Annotated in this window: 25 protein-coding genes; 17 read left to right on the forward strand and 8 right to left on the reverse strand. The window is 36.6% G+C overall.

The genetic code is table 11. The annotated features are described in order from the left end of the window. Positions 1–7: 7 nt before the first annotated feature. The 3 genes from panD to pgsA form a co-directional block, all read right to left on the reverse strand. A complete protein-coding gene (gene panD / locus C0Z22_RS04395; protein ID WP_021267374.1) occupies positions 8–352 on the reverse strand; it encodes an aspartate 1-decarboxylase in 345 nt (114 codons plus the stop codon). 93 nt (positions 353–445) lie between these two features. Further along, on the reverse strand, positions 446–1,651 hold the full coding sequence (gene serB / locus C0Z22_RS04400; protein ID WP_103217129.1) for a phosphoserine phosphatase SerB: 1,206 nt from the start codon (positions 1,649–1,651) through the stop codon (positions 446–448). A gap of 15 nt (positions 1,652–1,666) precedes the next feature. Further along, entirely contained in the window at positions 1,667–2,314 is a 648-nt protein-coding gene (gene pgsA, locus C0Z22_RS04405) for a CDP-diacylglycerol--glycerol-3-phosphate 3-phosphatidyltransferase (RefSeq protein WP_158246809.1), read from the reverse strand. A gap of 126 nt (positions 2,315–2,440) precedes the next feature. On the opposite strand from pgsA, the gene C0Z22_RS04410 reads away from it, so the two are divergent. The 8 genes from C0Z22_RS04410 to C0Z22_RS04445 all read left to right on the forward strand — a co-directional run bounded on the left by C0Z22_RS04410 (position 2,441) and on the right by C0Z22_RS04445 (position 11,202). After that, positions 2,441–3,160, forward strand: a complete 720-nt coding sequence (locus C0Z22_RS04410) for a PilZ domain-containing protein (protein ID WP_103217131.1) — start codon at positions 2,441–2,443, stop codon at positions 3,158–3,160. Positions 3,161–3,275: 115 nt separating this feature from the next. Beyond that, entirely contained in the window at positions 3,276–4,229 is a 954-nt protein-coding gene (gene glpX / locus C0Z22_RS04415) for a class II fructose-bisphosphatase (protein WP_103217132.1), read from the forward strand. A 32-nt stretch (positions 4,230–4,261) separates the two neighbouring features. Further along, positions 4,262–4,690: a type II toxin-antitoxin system RatA family toxin gene (locus C0Z22_RS04420; protein WP_103217133.1), complete on the forward strand. Its 429-nt coding sequence runs from the start codon at positions 4,262–4,264 to the stop codon at positions 4,688–4,690. A 10-nt stretch (positions 4,691–4,700) separates the two neighbouring features. Continuing rightward, a complete protein-coding gene (locus C0Z22_RS04425; protein WP_103217134.1) occupies positions 4,701–5,024 on the forward strand; it encodes a hypothetical protein in 324 nt (107 codons plus the stop codon). Continuing rightward, positions 5,021–5,653: a YggS family pyridoxal phosphate-dependent enzyme gene (locus C0Z22_RS04430; RefSeq protein ID WP_103217135.1), complete on the forward strand. Its 633-nt coding sequence runs from the start codon at positions 5,021–5,023 to the stop codon at positions 5,651–5,653. Before C0Z22_RS04425 ends, C0Z22_RS04430 begins: the two co-directional genes overlap by 4 nt. Positions 5,654–5,819: 166 nt before the next feature. Then, positions 5,820–6,776 (forward strand): isopenicillin N synthase family oxygenase, encoded by a 957-nt coding sequence (locus C0Z22_RS04435; protein WP_103217136.1) that lies wholly within the window; start codon positions 5,820–5,822, stop codon positions 6,774–6,776. A gap of 189 nt (positions 6,777–6,965) precedes the next feature. Continuing rightward, the gene (locus tag C0Z22_RS04440; protein WP_103217137.1) at positions 6,966–8,756 is read left to right on the forward strand and encodes a hypothetical protein; all 1,791 of its coding nucleotides are present in this window, start codon (positions 6,966–6,968) and stop codon (positions 8,754–8,756) included. 28 nt (positions 8,757–8,784) lie between these two features. Then, on the forward strand, positions 8,785–11,202 hold the full coding sequence (locus C0Z22_RS04445; RefSeq protein ID WP_146037787.1) for a hypothetical protein: 2,418 nt from the start codon (positions 8,785–8,787) through the stop codon (positions 11,200–11,202). A gap of 70 nt (positions 11,203–11,272) precedes the next feature. Here C0Z22_RS04445 and C0Z22_RS04450 read toward each other — a convergent pair whose 3' ends face one another. Continuing rightward, a complete protein-coding gene (locus C0Z22_RS04450) occupies positions 11,273–12,163 on the reverse strand; it encodes an ImmA/IrrE family metallo-endopeptidase (protein WP_103217139.1) in 891 nt (296 codons plus the stop codon). 225 nt (positions 12,164–12,388) lie between these two features. Between C0Z22_RS04450 and C0Z22_RS04455 the strand changes: the two genes are divergently transcribed. Beyond that, entirely contained in the window at positions 12,389–12,874 is a 486-nt protein-coding gene (locus C0Z22_RS04455) for an Hsp20/alpha crystallin family protein (protein WP_103217140.1), read from the forward strand. Here C0Z22_RS04455 and C0Z22_RS04460 read toward each other — a convergent pair. Next, positions 12,861–13,271, reverse strand: coding sequence for a response regulator (locus C0Z22_RS04460; RefSeq protein WP_103217141.1), 411 nt, complete (start codon positions 13,269–13,271; stop codon positions 12,861–12,863). The genes C0Z22_RS04455 and C0Z22_RS04460 overlap by 14 nt on opposite strands. A 209-nt stretch (positions 13,272–13,480) precedes the next feature. Here C0Z22_RS04460 and C0Z22_RS04465 point away from each other — a divergent pair, with 209 nt between their 5' ends. Further along, positions 13,481–13,936 carry a cupredoxin domain-containing protein gene (locus tag C0Z22_RS04465; protein ID WP_103217142.1) on the forward strand — a complete coding sequence of 152 codons (456 nt, stop codon included), beginning with the start codon at positions 13,481–13,483 and terminating at the stop codon, positions 13,934–13,936. 30 nt (positions 13,937–13,966) lie between these two features. After that, complete coding sequence (locus C0Z22_RS04470) at positions 13,967–15,103, forward strand: CpaF family protein (RefSeq protein ID WP_103217143.1); 1,137 nt, start codon at positions 13,967–13,969, stop codon at positions 15,101–15,103. 3 nt (positions 15,104–15,106) lie between these two features. Here C0Z22_RS04470 and C0Z22_RS04475 read toward each other — a convergent pair whose 3' ends face one another. Then, on the reverse strand, positions 15,107–15,355 hold the full coding sequence (locus C0Z22_RS04475; protein WP_146037789.1) for a hypothetical protein: 249 nt from the start codon (positions 15,353–15,355) through the stop codon (positions 15,107–15,109). A gap of 196 nt (positions 15,356–15,551) precedes the next feature. Here C0Z22_RS04475 and C0Z22_RS04480 point away from each other — a divergent pair, with 196 nt between their 5' ends. After that, positions 15,552–16,427, forward strand: coding sequence for a hypothetical protein (locus tag C0Z22_RS04480; RefSeq protein WP_103217145.1), 876 nt, complete (start codon positions 15,552–15,554; stop codon positions 16,425–16,427). A gap of 2 nt (positions 16,428–16,429) precedes the next feature. On the opposite strand, the gene C0Z22_RS04485 is transcribed toward C0Z22_RS04480, so the two are convergent. After that, positions 16,430–17,158 carry a hypothetical protein gene (locus C0Z22_RS04485; protein ID WP_103217146.1) on the reverse strand — a complete coding sequence of 243 codons (729 nt, stop codon included), beginning with the start codon at positions 17,156–17,158 and terminating at the stop codon, positions 16,430–16,432. A 52-nt stretch (positions 17,159–17,210) separates the two neighbouring features. On the opposite strand from C0Z22_RS04485, the gene C0Z22_RS04490 reads away from it, so the two are divergent. From C0Z22_RS04490 to C0Z22_RS04510, 5 genes are all read left to right on the forward strand, one after another. After that, the gene (locus C0Z22_RS04490) at positions 17,211–17,987 is read left to right on the forward strand and encodes a glutamate racemase (RefSeq protein WP_158246810.1); all 777 of its coding nucleotides are present in this window, start codon (positions 17,211–17,213) and stop codon (positions 17,985–17,987) included. 63 nt (positions 17,988–18,050) lie between these two features. Further along, complete coding sequence (gene eno, locus C0Z22_RS04495) at positions 18,051–19,331, forward strand: phosphopyruvate hydratase (RefSeq protein WP_103217148.1); 1,281 nt, start codon at positions 18,051–18,053, stop codon at positions 19,329–19,331. 39 nt (positions 19,332–19,370) lie between these two features. Then, positions 19,371–19,997: a hypothetical protein gene (locus C0Z22_RS04500; RefSeq protein WP_103217149.1), complete on the forward strand. Its 627-nt coding sequence runs from the start codon at positions 19,371–19,373 to the stop codon at positions 19,995–19,997. A 56-nt stretch (positions 19,998–20,053) separates the two neighbouring features. Then, positions 20,054–21,235: a hypothetical protein gene (locus C0Z22_RS04505; protein WP_146037790.1), complete on the forward strand. Its 1,182-nt coding sequence runs from the start codon at positions 20,054–20,056 to the stop codon at positions 21,233–21,235. 83 nt (positions 21,236–21,318) lie between these two features. Then, positions 21,319–22,089, forward strand: coding sequence for a hypothetical protein (locus C0Z22_RS04510; RefSeq protein ID WP_103217151.1), 771 nt, complete (start codon positions 21,319–21,321; stop codon positions 22,087–22,089). A gap of 37 nt (positions 22,090–22,126) precedes the next feature. Here C0Z22_RS04510 and C0Z22_RS04515 read toward each other — a convergent pair whose 3' ends face one another. After that, positions 22,127–22,861 (reverse strand): serine protease, encoded by a 735-nt coding sequence (locus C0Z22_RS04515; RefSeq protein WP_103217152.1) that lies wholly within the window; start codon positions 22,859–22,861, stop codon positions 22,127–22,129. Positions 22,862–22,993 lie beyond the last annotated feature (132 nt).

Genomic DNA, 22,993 nt, shown 5'->3' on the forward strand with positions numbered 1-22,993 from the left:
AAAAAAATTAGAGGTATTGAATAAATTTATTATTCTTATCGACTAAGATCTGTTTTGGTCTAATATCTTTTTGGTCAGTCATTTGAAAACCAATAATGATAACTTCGTGGCCCACATTTATAAGATGAGCGGCAGCACCATTTAGACAAATCTCTCCTGAACCACGTTCGCCTTTGATAACATAAGTTTCTAAGCGCGCTCCATTCGTATTAGAGACGATAAGAACTTTTTGTCCTGGCCATAAATCGACAAGCTCAAGTAACTCTTCATCAATCGTAATTGAACCGATGTAATTTAAGTCGGCCTGTGTAACCACGGCCTTGTGAATTTTTGATTGTAACATTTCACGCATAAGAGCTTTTTATCAAATTAGTCTTGGCCCGCCAATGAAAAATTAAGGTTTTGTTAACTAGTTCACCTATAAAATTTCTAACAATCACAATACTTATTGTTTTGAATCTGGCCCTGGAATACCTAGGAAGTACAAGATAGATGTCATTGGTCCGTGACTCATGTGATTTTGAGCATTTTTACGCACGATGTCTTTTGCATGGAAGGCGATTCCTAGGCCGGCCTGCGCTAGCATTGGAAGATCATTTGCACCGTCCCCAATAGCAACAACTTGTTCAAGCGAAATATTTTCTTGTTGAGCAATAAGGTTAACAAGAACGGCCTTCTGGTCAGCGTTAATAATTGTTCCTTTTACACGTCCAGTGAGCTCGCCACCCTCAATTTCAAGTTCATTAGCAAACGCATAATCGAGGTCTAATTTCTCTTTTAGGTAATTAGCAAAGTAAGTGAAGCCACCAGAGATGACAGCAACTTTGTATCCATATTTCTTTACTGTGCGAATAAAGTCTTCAACACCATCTGTAAGAGGCAGATTTAAAGAAATATCTTGTAGTGTCTTCTCGCTTAAGCCTTTTAAATGTGAGACGCGTTCAATGAGAGATTGATTAAAATCAATCTCACCATTCATTGCTCTTTCTGTGATTTCTGAAACCTTGGCCCCTATTCCGTGCACCTTTGCAAGCTCATCAATGACCTCGGCCTGAATTAGTGTTGAGTCCATATCAAAGACGATAAGTCTTTTTGAGCGTCTAAAGACGTCATCACGGATGAAAGCAATATCTGTATGATGACGATTGCTTATATTTAGTAGATCGGACTTTACCTTATTTAAGCCAACTTTCTCAGGTACGTCAGTTAGAACCTCAAGAGAGTTAAAGCCTTCTTTTGATACATTATCAATTCGGTAAATGTTAATATCGTTATGTGCTAAGCATTGGGCAACATCAGCGATAAAATTTGCAGAGATCTTCTTTGGCGCAACACAATTTAAGATAAAGCTATTATAAGGAGTTTTATAAGTTGTCTCTGCACTTACAATCGAATACTCAAGTTTAAGTCCCATTTCATGGGCCGTGAAAAGTAGTTCTTTAAGAACATTTTGATTTTCACCTTTCTTCTCACTCATCTTAATAACAAAAGATAGCGACAATAAGTTATGTGTAATTGCTTGGTTGATATCAGTTATATCAGTATTGTTCTCACTGATAACTTTCATGAGGCCAGCTGTAATACCTGGACGGTCTTGTCCTGATACGGTGATAATGATTTCTTTTATTCCGTTTTCTAAGCTATTTGGCATGGCTGATCCTTCTATTTATTTTTGCTTTCGCTCTTTTCTTACTTCTGAAATCTTCTTAAATAAGCCAAAGGTATAAACTAGGGCCGAGAAAACAGAAAAAACGAACGAAAGGTAAATAAGTATTGTCCCTACTAATGGGAATGAGAAACCAAATGGTTTATCCCAGGCCATAAGCATTGGAATGGCCATCATTTGAAATGTTGTCTTCCATTTTCCAAGTTGGTTAACACTTACTTTTAGGCCTTTTTCCATCGCAAGTAGACGAAGCGCTGTCATATACATTTCACGCACAACTAAAACAATGACAACAATCACGTTGACGCGATCGAGGGCCTGTAAAAGAATAAGAGATGAGACAACAAGGAACTTATCTGCAATTGGATCAAGAAATGAGCCAAACACAGTAACGATATTTCTTTTGCGAGCTATATAGCCATCTAGAAAGTCTGTGAATGATGCGAGGACAAATGTCCATGCCGCAATATAGCCAAGTGTTTTAACAGTGGCCTTAAAAATATTTTCTTCGAATAAACAGAGGTAAAGGGTCAGGCAAATAACGGGGATGAGTGCAACTCGGAAAATTGTAAGGCGATTGGGGAGATTATCGATTTCCCATTCACTGAGAATTTCCTTTTGCGAGACAGTATTATGTGAGTTTTGCATTTTATTTTCCGACATATTTACTCAATGAAGATTTTTCCTATTTATTAAACTTTAAACCTTCGGCCCATAAACGTCTATAATAATTAACATAAATTACTTAAATCGAATAAAAGGATAACTCGAGCTATGAAAAAGCATCTCAATCTTATTAAAACAGGTCACCAATCTATTGAAAAGCGTGTATTTCCACGTTTTCCTTTTAGTTACTTAGTTTTTAAAAGAGAAGATAATTCGAAAAATTATCAAGTTCGAGATATTTCATATGGTGGAATGAGTCTAACACTTAGTGATGGTGATTTAGGCGCGCAGATGGAAGATAAATTCTCTGGAGAGATTCACTGGTATGACCAAAAAGTAAAAGTAAAATGTATTGTAAGAAGAGTTGAAAAAGACAATCTTGGAATTGAGTTCATTAAAGATGATATCTTTGACAAGACGCTTTTAAACTTTCTATCAGTTGCTAATGTTTCAAAAAATCTTAGACCAATTCACGAATATGATGAGCAGCTTGAGCTTCCTGTGGGACTTAAGACTTGGCTTCGTTGTGATGGGCCATTTGAGATTTTCATATGGCACCACAGAGATGGTGAAATTTCAAAAATTCAAATCCTTATGATGGACTCTATTCTAGAGTGGACTGATGGCGAAGGGATTCAGACAGGAAAAGTTCTTAATGTTAGAAGCTCTGACAAGCCATTAACGCATGAAGAAGAATTTGAATTCCTTATTGATACTCCAGTCGATCAGGATCGTTTAGACTTTGCACGTGAACTTGTTGCCCACGTTCCAAAGAGTCTTATTTCCGAAGGTGATCTTGAGTTTCTAACGCGAAAAGTTATTGGTTAATATAACCTTAAGCGCTTAATCGTTAGTTTAATTCATTTATTTCAAAACGAAGCTTTTCAATTGAGGTTTATCTCCTTAAAATAATGCTAAATGTTTTGAATTAAAAGGATTGATAATGAATAGAAACCTCGCTTTAGAATTTGTAAGAGTTACTGAAATGGCCGCTATTAGCTCAGCTAGGCTAATGGGACGTGGTGATGAAAAGGCCGCAGACCAAGCAGCAGTTGATGCCATGAGAACAATGCTAGACTCTGTTGAGTGTAATGCAACTGTTGTTATTGGTGAAGGTGAGCGCGATGAGGCACCAATGCTCTACATTGGCGAAAAGGTTGGTTCGGGCAATGGCCCAGAGCTTGATATTGCTCTAGATCCTTTAGAGGGAACGACAGTATGTGCAAATGGTGGTTGGAACTCAATCGCAGTAATGGCCATTGCTGAAAAAGGTAATTTCCTAAATGCTCCTGATACTTATATGGAAAAAATCGCTGTAGGTCCTGAAGGAAAAGGTCTTATCAATATTGATGATACTCCTGCCGAGAACTTAAAAAGACTTGCTGAGGCAAAGAAGTGTCGTATTCAAGATCTTACTGCTGTTATTTTAGATCGCCCTCGCCACGAAGAATTAATTAGACAGGTAAGAGACGCTGGTGCTCGTATCCAATTAATTGGTGACGGTGATGTTTCTGCTGCAATTGCTTGTAGTGAACCAGATAGTGGTATCGATATCCTTTTTGGGACAGGTGGTGCACCTGAAGGTGTAATCGCTGCAGCGGCCCTTCGTTGTATTGGTGGAGATTTTCAAGGAAGACTTAAGCCAAGAAATGATGAAGAAATCGCTCGTGCTAAAACAATGGGAATTGATGATATCAATAAGATCTACACAATCGATGAGCTGGCTTCTGGAAATGTAATGTTCTGTGCAACAGGTGTTACAGATGGAAGTTTTTTAAATGGTGTAAAATTCAAGTCATGGGGTGCGATTACTGAATCAATCGTTATGAGAAGTCAGTCGGGAACGATTAGAAGAATCGTTGCTGAACATAGATTTGATACAAAACCACGCTACTAATTTTTTAAATAATAATTACAAGGAAGTTGATTATGGCAAAGGCAAGCCGCACTGAAGTTTTTGATATTGATATTAATAAACTATATGACGTTATTGTTGACTTTGAATCTTACCCAGAATTTGTTCTTGGTGTGAATGAAATTAAAGTTCATGATATGACTGAAGCAAGTGGTGTTGTTGAATACTCAATCGATATGATTAAAAAATTAAATTACCAACTTGATATGGAAATGAGCCGTCCTAATAAGGTTGCTTGGACATTCAAGAAAGGTGATTTATTTAAAGTTAACGACGGTGGATGGGATTTAAAAGATCTTGGTGAAGGTAAAACTGAAGTAACATATAGTTTAGAGATCGAAGTCAAAGGATTTATCCCAGGCGCTAAGATGATCGTGAATAAGCTTACTGAAACATCACTGCCTTCTATGATGAAAAGCTTCTACGAGCGCGCAAAGAACTAGTGAGTCGATTATGAGCGAGTCTAAGAAAACAGATAAGTCAGATGGAATTTTAGGTGATACGATAAAGAAAGTTGTCTCAATTGGTATTGGGGCAGCTTTTATGACAGAAGAATCTGTAAAGAAGGTTCTAGATGATCTGCCTTTGCCAAAAGATATTGTATCTGGACTTATGACAAACGCTAAAAAGACAAAAGAGGATTTTGTCATTTCTGTTCGAGAAGAACTTCGTAGTTACCTAAAGAATGTTGATCCTAAAACAATTGTAGAATCAATACTTGAGGATTATGAAGTTACTGTAAGTTTTAAGAAGAAAGAGAAAAAATCTGAAAAATGATTTCTGAAAATTATCAAAAAATTCTTACTCAAGTTGGTGACAAGAATAAACTCTTGGCGGTAACCAAGTATAGTGAGTTTGAAGATATCATAACTGTTTACGAATTAGGACATAGAGACTTTGGTGAGAATCGTATTGAGTCACTTATGCCTAAGGCCCAAAAGGCACATGAATTAGGTTTTCATGATATTAGATGGCATTTCATTGGTCATATCCAATCAAATAAAATTTCAAAAATTTGTCAGGTTCCAAATTTAAAATGTATTCAATCTCTTGATAGCTTAAAGCATATGCGCCTTTTCAATGAAAAGCTTCAGTCTCCTTGCGAGTTTTATATTCAAGTTAACACTAGTGGTGAAGAACAAAAACGCGGCCTTTGGGATCTTGACTCTGTTAGAAATTTTATCGACGAGGCCAAAGATCTTAGCAATATTCATATCGTGGGCCTTATGACCATGGCCGCTGCTAATGGAGCTGCTCCTCGTGATAGCTTTAAAAAGTTAGTAGAAATTCGTGATGCTGTCGATAAAGAGCTAAAGCTTTCAATGGGAATGAGCGGTGATATGGCCGATGCTCTTGCATTAGGCAGTGATTGTATTCGTGTAGGAAGTGCTATTTTTAAGGCATAATTATTGTATCCTTACTATCTAATTTCTCAAAATCCCTTTCTAACTATATGTAATTGCATTGTGTATTAGTCGTGGCTTATAATTGTCATTATTGACTTTAATTTATGCGCACTGTAATAAATTTTTATCTACTAAAATAAATCGACATCAAATATGGAGAGTCATTATGAGTACTGCAAATAATAATGAAAGAAGAGTTCCAGAATTAAGCCTTACTTCTTACACTGAAGGCTCGACTGCTGATCAGATTAAATTTGTCGACGACTTAATGTACGGCCTAAAAGAATACGGTTTTATCATTCTAGATAATCACACTGTTGATCAAAATAAAGTTGATGAAGCATATGATATGGTAAAGAAATTCTTCTCTCTACCTGTGGAAACTAAGCTTAATTACCAAGGACAAAACGGTGGTCAACGTGGCTATACTCCATTTGGAATGGAGCACGCAAAAGATAGCAAGCACCCAGACCTAAAAGAGTTTTGGCACGTTGGGCGTGAGCTTGCAGCGACTTCACAATACAAAGGGGTTTATCCTGAAAATATTTGGCCTGCAGAAGTTCCTGGCTTTAAAGAAAAATTTCTTTCTCTCTATGAATCTATGGATGCTACTGCAAATGTTCTTTTAGAAGCAATTGGAAAAGGGCTAGACGTACCACAAGGCTTCTTTGCAGATATGGTTAATGATGGAAATTCAATTCTAAGAACGATTCACTACCCGCCAACAACTGGTCACGATACAACAAACTCAATTAGGGCCGGTGCACACGAGGATATCAACCTTATCACAATGCTTGTTGGTGCAACTTCATCAGGTTTACAGCTTTTAGATCGTGATGGAACTTGGCTAGATGTAGATTCTAAACCAGGACAACTTGTTGTTGATTCTGGAGATATGATGGCAAGGCTAACGAATAATGTACTTCCTGCAACTACTCACAGAGTAATCAACCCAGACAATTCTGGTGAAGAAAGATACTCTATGCCATACTTTGTGCACCCGCACTCAAAAGCATCTCTAGCTTGTTTAGAAAGCTGTGTAGGTGAAGGCAAGAAGTGGGAAGATATCACAGCTGGAGACTTCCTAAATCAAAGACTAAGAGAAATTGGTCTAATTAAGTAATTTTAATAAATACTGGGGAACCAGAACAACAACACTACGAATAATAAGAATGTAAAGGCCTCGCAATAGTGAGGCCTTTTTTTATTTGTTGATTAAATGTCTATTTGTCTAAATTCTGAACACTTTCTAAACTCTAAATGCTTATAATTTAATCAAAATGGGTGGCACTTTTTTTGCATATTAATTGCCATGCAAAACCTAAAGAAATCGACTTTAATCAAGTTCGTCACTATTCTTGTATTCAATTTCACGATCCTAGCATCTGCTTCAACGCAATTTAATCGTGAAGTTTTATCAATGAAGAGGGCATCTTCTAAGATTCTTGTTCGCTTAAGAAATATGGCCAAAATCCATAATTCAGAATATCAGCGAAATGGATATACAGAAGCCTATTACCAATATGAGAATATTCATTCTGCTATTAGAAAGTTTCACAAGAGAGTTTTAAAGAAGGGCCAACTAGGCACAGATAAAGAAGGTGAGTACACAGATGAGCTTGCCTATAAAGAAACACTCGAGTTCATTCAATACTTAGATAAGCTTATCCCAACATTTTCTAAGACAAAGGGATACGAGAAGCTACCATCTTCTCGTAAGATTCTTATCTCTCAAATTTCAGCATCAGCGCTTAATTTAGCAGAAATGTTAAAAGAAGAAGATATTTATATTCAAATTTCAAAACCACTTAGAGAGGTTGCAAGGGTATATCAAAAGCAGGAAGAATTCCTTAAGCAAAAAGAAGAATTACTAGGTGACTTCTATAATGCACAAGATGAATTAGAGATTTCACTAACAAGAATGATTGATCATCTTTCACTGTTTATTAAAAGGAATCATGGGCCAAGAAAAGAATATCGTCGTCCATATACTGCCGAATCCTATGACTATATCAAATATAAGAAGATCTTAAAGGAAGTAGAAGAGCTTCTCGAAGACTTTGATATCAATGATGGAGCACAGTTTGCAAAGCTTACACAGTTAGTGTCACAGACTAGACAGCTAGTAAATCTTACAAAGACAAATACAAAAAATGCGCGCGTACTTTTATCTCGTGTATATAAGACTTTCAACTTATTTTCTTTAGAAGCTAAAAGCTTAAATAAGAGATTAGTAGTGATTGAGCTTGATCCAACGCTTGGTCTTAAAGAGATGGAGTTTAAGTATTATCGTGCTACCCAAGTATGCTCACTACTTGGCGGGCCAGGAAATATTCTCCTTAGAAGATCACTAGAAAGTGATATCGATCTTTTTGAAGACTTTAGTCCTCGAACTTCAGGGGCCATCAAGCTTGTCGAGTTTTTAAAGTTTAATGATCGAAGTCTAGAGTTTAGACACGCTGAGATCATTACAGAAATAGAGCGTGATACGCGTATAAATACGATGGGATTTTACCCTCTTAGCTTTAATTGGGGAAAGGAAGAGGAAGATAAAATGCCTCCTTTTCTCGAGATAAAGAAGGGATATCGCAAGTGTCATTCTGATGGCTGCGATACTTATGATGATTATCGCACAAATTTTGCATGGCTTCGAGTTAATGAAAAGAGTGCAAAGAAGATGACTCGTACCAAAGAGAAGGCATTAAAGAAAGTTGAAAATAAAGAGGATTATTCAAAGCTAGGTGTATGTTCTGACTTTGTGAATTGGGCATTTGGAAATGTCATAACTTCAAATTGGAACCAGATTCCAATAGTTAGAAATCTTATTCAGATTATTTATCCTCCAGAAGGATTGCAGACACCAGATAATCTTTATGACTCTTACAAGACTGATGTTATTTGTGAAGTGGAAAGAAGAAAACTTAAGTATCCACATTATATCAATGCCCACCATTTAAAGGATCAGGTATTGAGAGACTTAAATTCGCAAAACCCTGCGATAAGCACTCATGCGAAGAATACGTTAAATGAATTAATTAAGAAAAATATAATGGATAACGAATTAAATTTGAACTATGACGTTATTAATTTTGAAACAAAGTAAGAATAAAAACGAAAAAGGAGAGAAGAGAATGAACAACAAAAAACAAAAACTTCTAGTTGCCGCGTTCTTGATGACGCAAGCACCTGCTGTTATCGCGGGTTATTACAATTCTTCAATCGAAGGGATTTCTTTAGATGGTATTTATACACCGGAGAACCTAAGTAATATTTCTAAAACTGTTTGTAAGAAAGTTTATGATGATCCAAATATGGATAAAGAACACACTCAAATGTGTGAGCGTGGAGTTCAGTCTGCTCAACGCATGGCCGCTGTATATGCCGCTGGAGAAGGGACACATTTAGGTTGTGTTGATGGTTATCAACAAGGTCTATATCGTGGGTTTAATGTGACTTCAAACCCGTCGGTTGATATCTTAAGAGACGAGCAACGTGCTCTTAAAGGTGTGACAATTGAAAACGCTGTAGCACTTGGTAAAGATAAGGCCGCAAAGGATTCACGTTATTCTACAGAATCTGAAATCATCTCACGTTTTAGAGATAATGTAAGAGATGATGCTTCTCAAACTGTAACAGCTCCATCAAAAGATTATTCTAATGTTCTTAAAGTTCCACGTTTTGAAGGTTTTGATGATGGTTACGCAAGAGATGGGAAAGGTGGATCATTTAGTGATGTAATTAACGCTGGGTGGGTTTCTTCTTCATCTGCAATCTCTAAGAGGATTCACGCTCGTGCTGTTGCTAGACAATTTGGTCTTAGATCAAGTTTAGCAGATAAGTGTTCTTCAACACCTATTCTATTCGATAAAGGTCTACACACTGTTTCAATGTGGGATCTATTCTCTGCATACGGAGAGTATAACTTCAAAGACTATGGTTGGAAGTCAACAACTCGCGCATGGAATAAGTTTCAAGCATCTGATGAACAAGAAGCAATTGCTTACCGTAATATCCAAGATGTTAAAGAAGCATATCAGCAAAGAATTGGATATCACCAAAAAAGTGTAGCTGTTGAAATCGATGAGATCGGTGCTGATGGACAGCCAACAGGACGCAAAGTAGTAAAAAGAGATGCAAACGGAAATATCGTTTATAAGCAAGTTGATGACTTAAATCGTCCAATCTTTGAAACTCGCTACCGTACTGTTTCTGGAAAGTCTGCTCAAGACCTAAAGGCCGTATATGCTGACGCATTTGCTGAGTCTTATAGAAATCTTGCAAAAGAGCACTTTGGTAAGGCCTTCGTATCAACACATACAATGGCACGCAACCTTGGAGAAGATTCTGGGAAGGCCGTAGGTCTAATCGTTGCACGTGACCTTGCAAAACAACAAGCTTATGATGAAGTTTATAAGGCACAGTCGGCAACTTCATTTGCTAAAGAATACGAAAACCTATTTGTAGCTTCTTGGAATAAGAATTTCGATTACTTTGTAAATAACCCAATGGTAGAGATCACAGGTTTCGATCTTTCTGGTGACGGAAATGGAATCTTTACAAGAGGTGAGTCACTTAAGTCTGTATTAGGTTTAAGAAACTTAGGTCTTAAGTCTGGAAATATTAAAGTTTCTCTTGATTCAGCTTCATTTGAATCAGGTTCAAGTCGCTCAGAGTACGTAACTGCTCCAGCTTCATTGAACTTTACTCACACTTCAGCAAAAGCTCAAGGTAAGCTTTCAAATAACCTAAATGTATTTGATTCAGCAAGACTTACAGTAAGTATTGATGGAAGCGATATCAAGAAGGTTTACGAACTTAAGAGTACAGATAGCAAAACTATCGAAATCTTAGATGTAGCACCAGTTTACCATGCACAAACTCAGATTAACTCTGTAGTAGCTGGGGACGCAACAGTATACGTAACTGTTAAAAACCCTTCAAACTCAGAAACTTCAGCTTCTGTTGATATCTCTGTAGCAATGAATGATGGTAAGACTTATACAGCTACAACAACAGCTCTAAAAGCAGGTGAGTCAAAGAGAGTTCCTGTTCGTGTTACAGGAGTTGATCCATTATTCATTATCAATAATGGGCTTTCTGGTAAGGTAACATCAAAAGTTGGTGGAAGAATCATGAATACACGTAGTGCTTCTTTTGATAATGTGAACTTTGATAAGGCCGTTGCGGATTACTTCAACTCAATCCTTACAAACTCAACAACTAACTACGGTGATGATGGGTATAAAGAAGATAGAGTTGAAACTTTAATCTCTATCATCTTAACTGCTACTGAAAGAGAAATTAAAACTGATTGGGATAACAACGCAAAAGTTGCTAATACAATGATCGGTGCTCTACAGAAAGAATACAAGGCATCTTCAGCTGCTGGTAAGCTTAATGAAGAAGCAAAAGAAACATATAAAGTACTAGCTCAAGAACTAGAAGCTTTATATGACTCGACTTTTGGATACAAAGATTACATCAATCAATTAAAAGTATTCAACGGTGATCTTGAGACTCGTTCAAAGAAAGATCGTAAGAAAGACTAATTCATAGTCCATTAAATAAGAAAGGCCCGCATCTTGCGGGCCTCTTTATTTTCAATAATTTAATTTTTAATTATTGTGCTTCAACTACAGCTTGACCTGGTTTGAACCAACATAGTGGTCTTAGTCCAGTTGTGAAGTTTTCAGTTCTGTTACAAGTACCGATGTTTGCATCGTTTTGATCTACATCTGTGTAAGCGTCAACAGTACATAGAGCACCTTGGTAGTAAGTATCTAGACGACACTGTGGTGCTGGGTGGTTGTCATTAGTTTTAGAAACTACAGCTGGATCTGGAGTGTCAAACTTAAGCTCAGAAGTCATGCTTCTTAGTGCTCTGAAAAGGTTAGCTAGTGACATACCTGCCATTGAACCTCTTAGACACATTGCATATTCGTTTTCGTTAACAAAGTTTTTCTCACAGTTCTTAACTGCTACAGCTGGAACTTCAACTTCGCTCATGATTGAAGCGTTATCGTCGTTTTCCATGAACTTTCTTAGACACTTAGAAGTAGCGAAGTAATCAGCTTGACCTTCGTTTGAAGCCCATGAAGATCCCCACCAGCTAGCTTTCTTAGGTGCTCCACCTAGGTGGTGACCAAGCTCGTGACATACAACAGTTGCAAATCCGTCTCTTGTGATTGTTTCGTGTCTTGCAAGACCACCAAACATACTAACACGCCAAGTGTTACCAATTTGCTGAGCGTATGCGTTAACAGTTCCATCTTCCCATTTTCTTTCGATTTCTAAAGTTTTACCTTTAGCAGCGATAATCGGTGCATAGATCGCTTCAATCTTATCAATGATTGAGTTGAACTCACCTTCTGAAATTGTGTTGATACTTTTAACATTTGAAGGAATCCATAGGTTGTTGTCTTCTACGATTCCTGTTGTTCCGTGCTCGTCACATGCGAAAGAAAAAGTCGATACACATGCAAGTAGTAGAGCTAAAATTCCTTTTTTCAAATCAGTCCTCCCTGAAAAGTATATTATTGATTTGCCAATTCTTTTTCTGGTTTAGCGTAGATATGATTTTTCTGAATTTTTTACACTATGTAAAAGTCTTTTTTTGATTTGGGCCTTAATGTAAGATTTTGTTGGTTTCTAGATGCTGTGCTGCATTGTGAATGTGTTAAAGTTTTTCACCACTCTTTGGTTAAGTCATTAAAATTATGATAAAGTTTTAGCATTATGAAGAAGATAATTTGTATCACTTTTTTTCTACTTTCAGTTGTAAGTTATGGTCAAACTAATGATCCACTGGTTGATCAAATCACACAAATGCGTGATGAGATGTTTAAGCAGATGCAAGCAGGGGATAGCTTTGATGCCGAGATTCAAAAGATGTTTGAGCGATTGCAGAAGTTAGGCCAGATCAAAGGACTTCCTGATCGCTTCAATCGTCATGTGAATATGGTGGAATACTTTTGGCAGGATGCTGACACTCTCGTTATCAAAATTTCTAAAGATGATGAAGTCAATGTCGAAGTGAAAGAAAACATCATAGTTATTAGTGGTCAAAAGGTCATTAAATCGCCAAATGGTATTTCTAAATCATCTTTTTCACAGAGTATCCCATTAAGAGCTAATCTTGACTCGACTTCAGTTAAGATGAGTATGAAGGATGGTAATATCGTAATGGATTTTAGGCCTTTAAAGAAATCTAAGCAGCGATAATTTCTCCGTTTAAATTTTCGAGAATTGCGTAGAGCTTATGATTGAAGTCCTGGGCGTTAAATGGCTTTGTCAGAACTTCTTCTACATTTATCTTTGAAGCATCATGAATCTTGTCGACATCGATATCTCCCGAAATGAGCATGATATGTGGATATTTCTCACGTTGCTTTTCTTCGAGGTGATAGAGTCGTTCAATATATTGTAATACTTCTTGGCCACCCATTTCTGGGAGATTTAAGTCGATGACAATGAGATCATAATTATCATTTTTAATCATCTGACAGGCATCGACTCCATTTGAGGCCATTGATACATTTGCAAAATAGCCACTGCTTGCAATTAGTGACTTAAGGGATTCTGATATTGTTCTTTTGTCGTCAATGATGAGAGCTTTCATAGGTGATTTCCTTATCAGTTACAAATGCAGCGTTGATTCAAAATTATAAACAATATGAGCTTATTTTAATTCGTCACATTATTTTTTATAACTAAATTAATCTATAATATTTGTTAATGTTACTAAACTACTGAAATAACGAGCAAAGTAGTCGGCTAAATTTGAGTAGACGACTAAAGTATCCACTATAAGATACCGATAAATAATTTATGAAAAGCTTCGTTGTGACGTTATTGACATTGATTATTACATCCTTTGCCTTTGGCATCCAGGAGACTTACTTTCATAAGAAAGAGGAATTTGAGATTCCTAAGAGAGATCTGTCGATTATCGCTACAGATAAAGGTTTTTTTCCTTCAAAGGTTACGGCCTTCGTTGGTGAGAAGTTAAACCTTTATGTTACATCAGCGACAAAACAGCCTAGTTGTCTAATATTAAAAGAGCACGAAGTATATGTTGAGGCCAAGACTGGTGAAGTTAGGGAAGCTTCAGTTTTTCTTGATACGCCTGGACGCTTCAAATTTTACTGCCCGTCAGGACAAATCAGTGGAATTTTAACTGTTATTGAACATCCACGAGAGAAGGCAAAAAAAGACGAGCAAAAAAGAGAAATCGCATCTCGTGAAAGTGAGCGAGTGCGTGTTTGGCGTCCAAAAGACGACTGATTTATATTTAGAGATTGATTGTGAGGGATTATGTCTTCGGTATTTAACGATGCGATTAAGAATTTACTTTATCCAATAGGCGACCTTTTGGAAGATGAAGGTGTTTCCGAAGTTATGATTAATGGGCCCCATGAAATTTTTGTTGAAAAGAAAGGTCTCGTTTTTAAAGTTCCAAATCAATTCGAAGACGAATCATCACTTATCTCTGCAATGCGTGCCATTGCTCAATCGGTAAATCGAACAATTGATGAAGATAACCCGCGCCTAGATGCGCGTCTGCCAGATGGTTCACGTATTCACGTGGTACTACCTCCAATGGCAAAGAATGGAACGACAGTGGCCATTCGTAAATTTTCTAAGGAAAGTCTAACTCTTAAGGACCTTATCTCATTTGGTTCTATGTCTGATGTGGCCGCAAGGTTTCTGGATATATGCGTGTATCTTGGAAAGAATGTTCTTGTATCTGGTGGTACGGGTTCTGGAAAGACGACGATGCTAAACGTTTTAGGGGGAAGAATTCCTAAAACACAACGTCTCATCATTATCGAAGATGCGGCAGAACTACAAGTTGATGCCGAACACGTCGTAAATTTTGAAACGAGAAAGGCGGATGAGTTAAAGGGGATTGAGGAAGTTTCAATTCGTGATCTCGTTATTTCTGCCATGAGGCTTCGCCCTGATAGAATTATTGTTGGGGAGGTTCGTGGAGATGAGGCCCTGGATCTTGTTCAAGTTATGAATACTGGTCACGATGGTTCAATGGGAACTGTTCACGCCAATAACCCAATTGATGCCTGTACTCGTCTTGAGACACTTTGCCTTATGGGTGATACAAAAATTCCACCAGATGCTGTTAGGAAAATGGTTGGGAGTGCTTTGCAAATTGTTGTTCAGTGTAGTCGTTATCATGATGGGGGACGTCGTACGTCGCATATTTCAGAAGTATTAGGTGTCGATAATAATGGGAATTATATTGTTCGCGATATCTTTCGCTGGGTTCAAACTGGTAAGGATCCGCAAACTGGTAAGTATATAGGAGAGATGGTGCCGTGTAATTATGTACCAACTTTCTTTGAAGATATTGTTGTCCATAAGCTACCATTTCCAAAATCTAATTTCCTTGCCCCAGATTGGGTGAAGGATATGGTTAAGAAAAAGGTCGCTTAATTATTAGATATCAACTTCGATACCATCCTCATAGATTTCAACGATAAATCGGTTCTGATCTAGCTCTTTAGTCTTGTCGACGATTTCCTTGATATCATCCACTTCAAGTTCTGGTTCAAGCTCCATATCAGCGCTAAAAACCTTGATGATAGCGATACTCATCTTAAAATCACTTAAGTCATTGAATTCAGATAGGGGGAATGTTACCTTGTAACCCCCTGAAAACTTGTCAATATCCACGTCTATTTTCATATAATTAATTGTAATTACATTAGAGTAAAAAGCAATAAAATTTAAACTACGTAGATTCCTGTTGTGTTGTCTAAAATTTGGTGCATAGAAAATGAACATGGCATTACTATTTTTCAACTAGGCCCAATAAAGTCATTTCTGCTGATATTATTGAAGGCGTCAAATAGCTTAATTTTATTTTTGAGGGAAAAATTAAATGAGAAATAGAACTACTTCATTCATCAAATCAACTCTTGTGATGACAGCGATTGCTCTATCTGCAAATGTTTTTGCACTAGAAACAATTCAAGATGATATTGATTCTATTCGCTTTCAGCTTAAGTCTGAGCAGATCTACACTCTTAAAAATTATGGGCAGGGACAATATAAAGAACTTGCTTTTACTCGAATTGAAAAACCAAATCTTAAAGTTGGCCTAAATAAGAAATCTGCAACAGAAACACTAGAAGTTGCAATTGATGAATCTCTTTTAGTTGAAAAGAATTCTCTTGTTCACATAAAGTTAGAAAAAAATAACTTAGTAAATATTGAATCTGCCAATGATAAGGCGGCGGTTTTAACAAAGCTTAAAAATAACGGACTTGGCCTTGATAAAAATCAGGCGGCAAAAATACTAAAGAAAGATATTATTGCAAATCTTAATCGTGTTATTGCAAAAATTGGATTTCGCGATAATACAAAAGTTAGTTATGAGATTAAAAACCTTGCATTTAACTGTCCTTCACTAAAAGGGCGTATCACAAATTGTCGTGGTAAATATGATGTTATTGCTACACTAAAGAATGAAAAGAAGAAGACTTCAAATCTTTCAGAGATCCTTATTAACTCTACTAAGAATTTGAATAATTTTGGTTCTGAAATTGATATTAATGCATATATTGGGGAACTTCGTTCAATCAATAAGCAGCTTAATAAATTATCGGAAGGTAAGCCTAAGGGTGTTGATCTAAAGAAGCTTTACGCTCTTAAAAAAGATGTTCAATCAGAAATTCTTGATTCGTACCAGTACACTGCGATTGCAACATCAAGTGCAAGGGACTTCCTAACAAAGCTTAATTCAAAGCTTAACTAAAACTAGCTGACGCTTTGTTTTAAACTCACAAATAAATTAATTATTTCATTTAATACATCATTATGAAGCTGGCCAAAACTAGCTTCATATTTTTTTGCTTGAGAATCAAATTCAGCTCGATTCTCTTTATTTTTAACTTCTAGCTTTAACTGATCCTTATTGAAAATTAGCTTAATATCAAGATTGTAAATCATGACTCTAAGAATAGGGGATTGCTCCCATTGTCCAAAAAACACCTTGTAACTTAAAATTGTATTTCTATGATCAATACGGGCCAGTGACTTTTTTAGCGTTAGTAGAGTTACTTTTAGCCACTCAAGTGATTTGTCTTCGTTTAGTCCTGTCTTTGGTGGGATTGATTTTAAGTTCTCAATTGAACCATCGATCATGGCCTTAACGGCATATTGTTCAAATTTCTTTGCATCAAAATTTTCGACTTCGTTTTGATATTCGATAAATTCTTTATCCACTAAATTGAGAATGTTCATTTGATCAAAGTGCAAAAGTAAATTATGGTCATTGCTCTCAACGTGAAGATAGATATCATGAAGATTTTTTCGATCATCACGCAAAGGTGTCTTTTCAAAAACATTATGGGCCAAGCAAATTCTCACCGGACTTTGTAGCGACTCTTGCATAGACTTTAAGAGCTTGTCTCTGCTATCATCATTAGATAGACGGTTTTTATTAATTCTAGTGAAAAAGTTTACGAATTTATTTTTAATACCCATAAGGGATAAAATAACGACTTTTTTAGGGATGTCTAGCATTTAAGGTGAAATATTGAAGATAGGTATTTTTGATTCTGGCATTGGTGGACTTAGCGTGTTGCGTGAAGTCGCAAAACTTATGGATCGTTGCGAAATTTATTACTTTGCAGATCGCCTGAATGCACCATATGGCAATAAGACAAAAGAAGAAGTATTTACTTTTTGTCAGAGTATTGTCGAAGACTTTATCTCTCATGGAATTGATACCATTTTAATTGCATGTAACTCTGCTACGGCCATGGCCATTAATGAATTACGCACTAATTACCCAAATATTCGCTTTTTTGGGATTGAACCATTTATTAATGTCATTAACCTGCGCCCAGAGCTTAAAAAGCAAAAGGGAGTGGTTTTAACAACTAAGATTACTGCAGATTCTATGCGTTTTCAGAGCTTGAAAGAGCGCTATGATCCAAAAGAACACTTGGTTTACCGCGTATCAAAGAATTTAGCTAAAATTATTGAAGACAGTTTTGATAGTGGAAGGCTCAATGAAGATGAGATTTCTAAAGAGATAGTTGATTCAATTTTTCCTTCAGGCCAGAAAGAGAGTTATGATTATATAATTTTAGGTTGTACTCACTATCCTTTCGTCAAAGAGCTATTTAAGGCCAATGTTGGGGCCCAAAGTATTTCTCCTTGTTATCATGTGGCCAAGCATATGGCAGATCAATGTGTCATAAACGAAGATGCTCAAATCGTTGATTTCTTCTATTATCGTGATAGTCGAAGCCCAGATTTATGGCGCAAAGTTAAAAAGCAAAATTTAGAAGGTTTTCCCTTTTTCTAAGTGACGATCCTTAAAAGCGTAAGTTAAAATATGGCAAATTTTAAACTAACGAAGGATTGGTATATGTCTAAAATTAAATCTATTACTCCACGTCAAATCTTAGACTCACGAGGAAACCCAACTGTTGAAGTTGATTTAGTAACTGAAAATGGTTTTATGGCCCGTGCAGCAGTTCCTTCTGGGGCATCAACTGGCTCTAAAGAAGCGCTTGAGTTAAGAGACGGTGACAAGTCTTACTACCTTGGAAAATCTGTTAGAAAGGCAATTTCAAATATCAATGAATATATCGCGCCAAAAATTATAGGAATGGATGTTTTTGACTTAAGAGCTGTTGATCAAGCAATGCTTGATGTTGATGGAACAGAAAATAAAGAAAAGTTAGGAGCTAATGCTATTCTTGCTGTTTCAATGTGTGTTGCTCGTGCAGGTGCTCTTGAAAAAGGAAAGTCTCTTTATGCTTATTTAAGAGAAGATCTAGGTGTTCCTGTGGCAAGTGATAAGTATCGCTTACCAACTCCTATGATGAATATTATCAATGGTGGGGAGCACGCTTCAAATAATCTTGATATTCAAGAATTTATGATTATTCCTCATATGGAAAAGTCATTTAGTGAAAACCTAAGAGCTGGTGTTGAAACTTTTCACGCTCTAAAAAGTGTTTTAACAGAAAAAGGATATTCAACAAATGTTGGTGATGAAGGTGGGTTTGCACCATCTCTTAAGTCACACGAAGAGGCCCTTGATCTTATTCTCAGCGCTATTGAGAAGGCCGGTTATAAACCAGGTCAAGATATCTCGATCAGCCTTGATGCAGCTGCTTCAGAGTTCTATAAAGATGGAAGCTACAAAATGCAAGGTAAGAGCTATTCAAGTGAGGATATGGTTGAATATTACTCAAATTTAGTTTCAAAATATCCGATATATTCAATTGAAGACGGGCTTGATGAAGCTGACTATTCTGGTTGGGTAAAGCTGACTGAAAAGTTAGGGGATAAATGCTTACTAGTTGGAGATGACTTATTTGTAACAAATAAGAAGATCCTAGCTGAAGGTATTGAGAAAAAGCAGGCAAACTCAATCTTAGTTAAGATTAATCAAATTGGTTCTCTAAGTGAAACATTTGATACGTTAAAGCTAGCTTTTGAAAATAACTTTAGAGCAATTATCTCTCACCGCTCAGGAGAAACAAGTGATGCCTTCATTGCTGATCTTGCTGTAGCAACTTCGAGTGGACTTATTAAAACAGGTTCTGCTTCAAGAAGTGATCGTCTTGCAAAATATAATCAACTACTAAGAATTGAAGAGGCCCTTGGTAGTGAAGCAAAGTACGACGGATTAATCTAAGTCAAAATATAAAGGCCTCGTTTTAAGAGGCCTTTTTTTATGTCTAAAAATATACCTAAGTCAGATAACGAAGCACTACATTTTCTTCATGATCTTCTCAATCACACACATGGCCTGAAGCTCTATTTAGAGTCTCGTCATGGTCAGATGGAGCAAGCAAGTCTTAATCTTATTTATAATGAAGTTCAGGCCTTAGAAAATCAAATATCATCCCAATTTAAGCGTTTAAAGGATACAGATTCATATAGTGTCGAAAGTCTTATTGATACTTGTAAGAGACAATTTGAAATTTATCAATTAAAGGTCGACTTAAAAGTTTCCATTTTTCAAAGTGATCTGGCCCCTATTGAATTTTCTTGTGATGGACAAATTTTTGAACGCCTAATAAAAAATATCTCAAAAAACTTATATCTTTGGTCGAGTCCCAAAAGTATGATTGAGTGTCACATCAGTGAAGTTGATGAGAAGATTCAACTAACTTTCTCAAATGAAATTAATGAGCACACAGACTTAGAACAACAATCAAATGGCATTGGCCTACTCTCAATGAAGCGTCTTGCTAGTGAAAATGGCATTACATTTCAAAGTTACTTAGAGAATGAGAAATGGATAACGATAATCCTGATTAATAAAGTCGGACATATTAAACAAAATATCGCCTGCTAGGTAAAAGAATTCTATCTATATTAAAAAGTAATAAAGAAGGTTATTCTATATAACATATGGAATTTATAAAGATCTTTATTTCGTTAACGATTTTGTTTGCCTCTGGCCTACAGGCCTTAGCAAACCCTCGAATCTATCAATCAGACGCTACTGCACTAAATAAAGGTGCATCCAAAGTTAAGATTGAAGGCAGCTTTTCTTCGACACTTTCTCAAGTTGATAGTGAGGGTAATGAAGTGGTTTACAATGATGATGTAAGCTACAATTTACTTGATGCAAATATTGATTATCAATATGCCATCATGCCTAAGTTTCAACTTCTTGCTGGCCTTAAAGGACGATATGTAAGTAGTGGTGATACTCTTGAGACGCAAACGACAGCTGGGCTTGAGTCTTTTTATGTCGGAGCATTCTATGCTTTTGATAAAATGCATGGAAAAGATTTTGCTGTAAACGCACTTTATCGCTTCAGGCCTTATACTGTTGATACGTATTCTGGTTCAGCGCCAAGTGATGAATTAATCTTAGGTGACGGTGGAAATGATCTTGAGCTCAATTTCCTTGCTAAATTTGAATCAACAAAGTGGACATCATACGACTTCAAGGTTGGTTACCATATTCCTGGGGCCCCTATTTCTTCAGAGATCATTTTTGATGCAAGACTTGTAAAGCATTATGTTGATTGGGCCTTTTGGCTTTCTGCAAATGGTGTCTACTCCTTGGGTGGTGATGAATACACTGATAACCCGAACGCAAAACCTGTTGTTGCTAGTGGTTACACTTCAAGGTGGAATTCGATTAATCGCCAATTCCTAAACTTAGACGTTAGTGCTCAAACTCTATTTGGAAAGAAGTATCTTGCTTATGCAACAGTTGGTGCAAAGGTTGTTGGAACTTCAACTGATAAAGACTTTTATACAACTCTAGGTCTTACTTGGACTACTGGTGGTGTAACTGCTCAGCAGAAATTTGAAGAGAGTTTTAAAGAGTACTCTGTTGAGGCCAATGTTATTAAGGTTTCTCCTAGGGGAGTTTTCATTAAGATTGATCATGGCTCTCTTGACGATATTCAAGTTGGAAATATTGTTGATATTTATAAAACAGACTACTTTGGCGGAAATATATTAGTTGCTCAAGGAAAGGTTTATGAAGTTTCAAGTGCTTCATCAATTATAAAAGTTGTGGCACGTTACCGTAAGGTGCCAATAGAAAAAGGCTTTGCTGCCAGGATTAAGTAGCTGAAATGAGGAAATATTTAGTAATTGATATAATTGTAAGTTAAGCTAAAATATTGAATATAAACATAAAAAGGATATTATCGATGATGAAGCAAATTCTAATTGCTTTCTACCTACTGGCCACATCAGCTGTAATTGCAAAACCTTATACTTCTAACTTTCTTGAGTTCGAACTACCAAATGGTTGGGAGTGTTCTATTGAGGGAAGTGAGTATGTTTGTCAGTCGACAAATGATAGAAGAAAGAAAGAGGCCATCATTATTTTCGCGGCCAAGCACCGTGGTAAACAAGATGACTTAATTCAATACAAGGCCTATTTAGAGCAGGCCAAAACATTTAAGCTACCTGGTGGAAAAACACAAATTTCAGAACCTTCATACACGAGAATGAAGAAGATTCAAGGTCAAGGTCATACTTGGGTTGATTCACTTCACTTATCAAGTGAGGTTCCTGGCTTTTATACTCGTTATCTTGCGACTGTAAAAGGAGAGTTAGGTGTAGCTGTAACGTTCTCAGTTGCAAAGGAACACTACCAAACTTATAAGCCAATTTTTGATAAAATCATTGAGACGATGCAGGTATTTTCTCGCATTAAGAATGATGCTGATGGGCTTAAGCTCGCTGGTAATAAAGGTGAAGCAGTTCCGGGTGCTTCAGGTGACTTCTTAGATAACGAAGCAGGTCTTAATGATATTGGCGTTGGTGGCCAAAGACAAAAAGGTAAAGGTGCCGGTGGTGATGATATGACTCTTTATCTGATCCTTGCGCTTGTTGTTGGTGCTGGAATCTTTATCGCTAAGAACCGCAAGAAGAAAGGTACTAAGAAAAAGAAAGGTAAGAAGAAAAAGAAATAAATTTATAAAATAAAGCCTCTCTTATGAGAGGCTTTTTTTATTCTGAATCAAGACAAGCTTGAATCGCTTTATTGAATGATATATTTGTCGAAACGCTTGTTCCAAGATTTGTTGTATTACTATAGTGATTGATTGAGCAGCCACCATGTGAGTGAACACCAACAATTTTTCCCGATTTTAGATTAATAATACTTGAGCCAGAATTACCACCAGTCGTATCAACCTTATGGCGAATTAGGCCAGTTCTTCCAATACTCTCTATATAACCGATGCCGTTTTGTTGAGCAAAAGATCTTTCTGCTTCAGTATCGACTCCGTAGCCAGTAATACTTATAAGTGATTTACTTGCTGCAACAGAGTAATCTAATTCATAAAAGCCTTGAACATCTCCCGCATACTTTTGTGTCGTCTCATTTGGTAGTATTTTCATAACGGCCCAGTCATTTCCTGGTCCAGCATCACTAAGAGTAATTGAGCTTTGATCTACTTTATATGTGTCTTCTTTAGATGAGTAGTTTATGCCATTTTTGTCAGATTCAGGCGTATTGAATTCGATGATATTAAAGTACTTCTTGCAGTGGCCTACTGATAGGGCGCAACTTTTTGAAATCATCGTGACTGTACAGGCATCAGTTGCAGTTTCATTACGAAGAGCTCTACCTACCTTGGGTTCATTTGAAGGAATTCGATCATCATTACCACATATTGACTTTTCTAAGGCAAATATTGAAGGCGTGATAAGTAATATAAAAATAGGTAATAATCTATTCATGGAAATCCTTGTTGTTGCGTGATGCGTTAATTTAAGGGATTTCTGAATTGTTATCAATGCTTAGTGTAGAGTTTATAGAGATAAAAAGGCCTCTGACTTAGCAGAGGCCTAATATTGTAGTCAATAGAATTA

The organism is Halobacteriovorax sp. DA5 (genome assembly GCF_002903145.1).
In the GTDB taxonomy this organism is placed as follows: domain Bacteria; phylum Bdellovibrionota; class Bacteriovoracia; order Bacteriovoracales; family Bacteriovoracaceae; genus Halobacteriovorax_A.

What these genes read in the sequence shown, in the direction of transcription:
- panD (WP_021267374.1), bottom strand. Translation starts at nt 352, where the DNA reads ATGCGTGAAATGTTACAATCAAAAATTCACAAGGCCGTGGTTACACAG.
- serB (WP_103217129.1), bottom strand. Translation starts at nt 1,651, where the DNA reads ATGCCAAATAGCTTAGAAAACGGAATAAAAGAAATCATTATCACCGTA.
- pgsA (WP_158246809.1), bottom strand. Translation starts at nt 2,314, where the DNA reads ATGCAAAACTCACATAATACTGTCTCGCAAAAGGAAATTCTCAGTGAA.
- C0Z22_RS04410 (WP_103217131.1), top strand. Translation starts at nt 2,441, where the DNA reads ATGAAAAAGCATCTCAATCTTATTAAAACAGGTCACCAATCTATTGAA.
- glpX (WP_103217132.1), top strand. Translation starts at nt 3,276, where the DNA reads ATGAATAGAAACCTCGCTTTAGAATTTGTAAGAGTTACTGAAATGGCC.
- C0Z22_RS04420 (WP_103217133.1), top strand. Translation starts at nt 4,262, where the DNA reads ATGGCAAAGGCAAGCCGCACTGAAGTTTTTGATATTGATATTAATAAA.
- C0Z22_RS04425 (WP_103217134.1), top strand. Translation starts at nt 4,701, where the DNA reads ATGAGCGAGTCTAAGAAAACAGATAAGTCAGATGGAATTTTAGGTGAT.
- C0Z22_RS04430 (WP_103217135.1), top strand. Translation starts at nt 5,021, where the DNA reads ATGATTTCTGAAAATTATCAAAAAATTCTTACTCAAGTTGGTGACAAG.
- C0Z22_RS04435 (WP_103217136.1), top strand. Translation starts at nt 5,820, where the DNA reads ATGAGTACTGCAAATAATAATGAAAGAAGAGTTCCAGAATTAAGCCTT.
- C0Z22_RS04440 (WP_103217137.1), top strand. Translation starts at nt 6,966, where the DNA reads ATGCAAAACCTAAAGAAATCGACTTTAATCAAGTTCGTCACTATTCTT.
- C0Z22_RS04445 (WP_146037787.1), top strand. Translation starts at nt 8,785, where the DNA reads ATGAACAACAAAAAACAAAAACTTCTAGTTGCCGCGTTCTTGATGACG.
- C0Z22_RS04455 (WP_103217140.1), top strand. Translation starts at nt 12,389, where the DNA reads ATGAAGAAGATAATTTGTATCACTTTTTTTCTACTTTCAGTTGTAAGT.
- C0Z22_RS04460 (WP_103217141.1), bottom strand. Translation starts at nt 13,271, where the DNA reads ATGAAAGCTCTCATCATTGACGACAAAAGAACAATATCAGAATCCCTT.
- C0Z22_RS04465 (WP_103217142.1), top strand. Translation starts at nt 13,481, where the DNA reads ATGAAAAGCTTCGTTGTGACGTTATTGACATTGATTATTACATCCTTT.
- C0Z22_RS04470 (WP_103217143.1), top strand. Translation starts at nt 13,967, where the DNA reads ATGTCTTCGGTATTTAACGATGCGATTAAGAATTTACTTTATCCAATA.
- C0Z22_RS04475 (WP_146037789.1), bottom strand. Translation starts at nt 15,355, where the DNA reads ATGAAAATAGACGTGGATATTGACAAGTTTTCAGGGGGTTACAAGGTA.
- C0Z22_RS04480 (WP_103217145.1), top strand. Translation starts at nt 15,552, where the DNA reads ATGAGAAATAGAACTACTTCATTCATCAAATCAACTCTTGTGATGACA.
- C0Z22_RS04485 (WP_103217146.1), bottom strand. Translation starts at nt 17,158, where the DNA reads ATGGGTATTAAAAATAAATTCGTAAACTTTTTCACTAGAATTAATAAA.
- eno (WP_103217148.1), top strand. Translation starts at nt 18,051, where the DNA reads ATGTCTAAAATTAAATCTATTACTCCACGTCAAATCTTAGACTCACGA.
- C0Z22_RS04500 (WP_103217149.1), top strand. Translation starts at nt 19,371, where the DNA reads ATGTCTAAAAATATACCTAAGTCAGATAACGAAGCACTACATTTTCTT.
- C0Z22_RS04505 (WP_146037790.1), top strand. Translation starts at nt 20,054, where the DNA reads ATGGAATTTATAAAGATCTTTATTTCGTTAACGATTTTGTTTGCCTCT.
- C0Z22_RS04510 (WP_103217151.1), top strand. Translation starts at nt 21,319, where the DNA reads ATGATGAAGCAAATTCTAATTGCTTTCTACCTACTGGCCACATCAGCT.
- C0Z22_RS04515 (WP_103217152.1), bottom strand. Translation starts at nt 22,861, where the DNA reads ATGAATAGATTATTACCTATTTTTATATTACTTATCACGCCTTCAATA.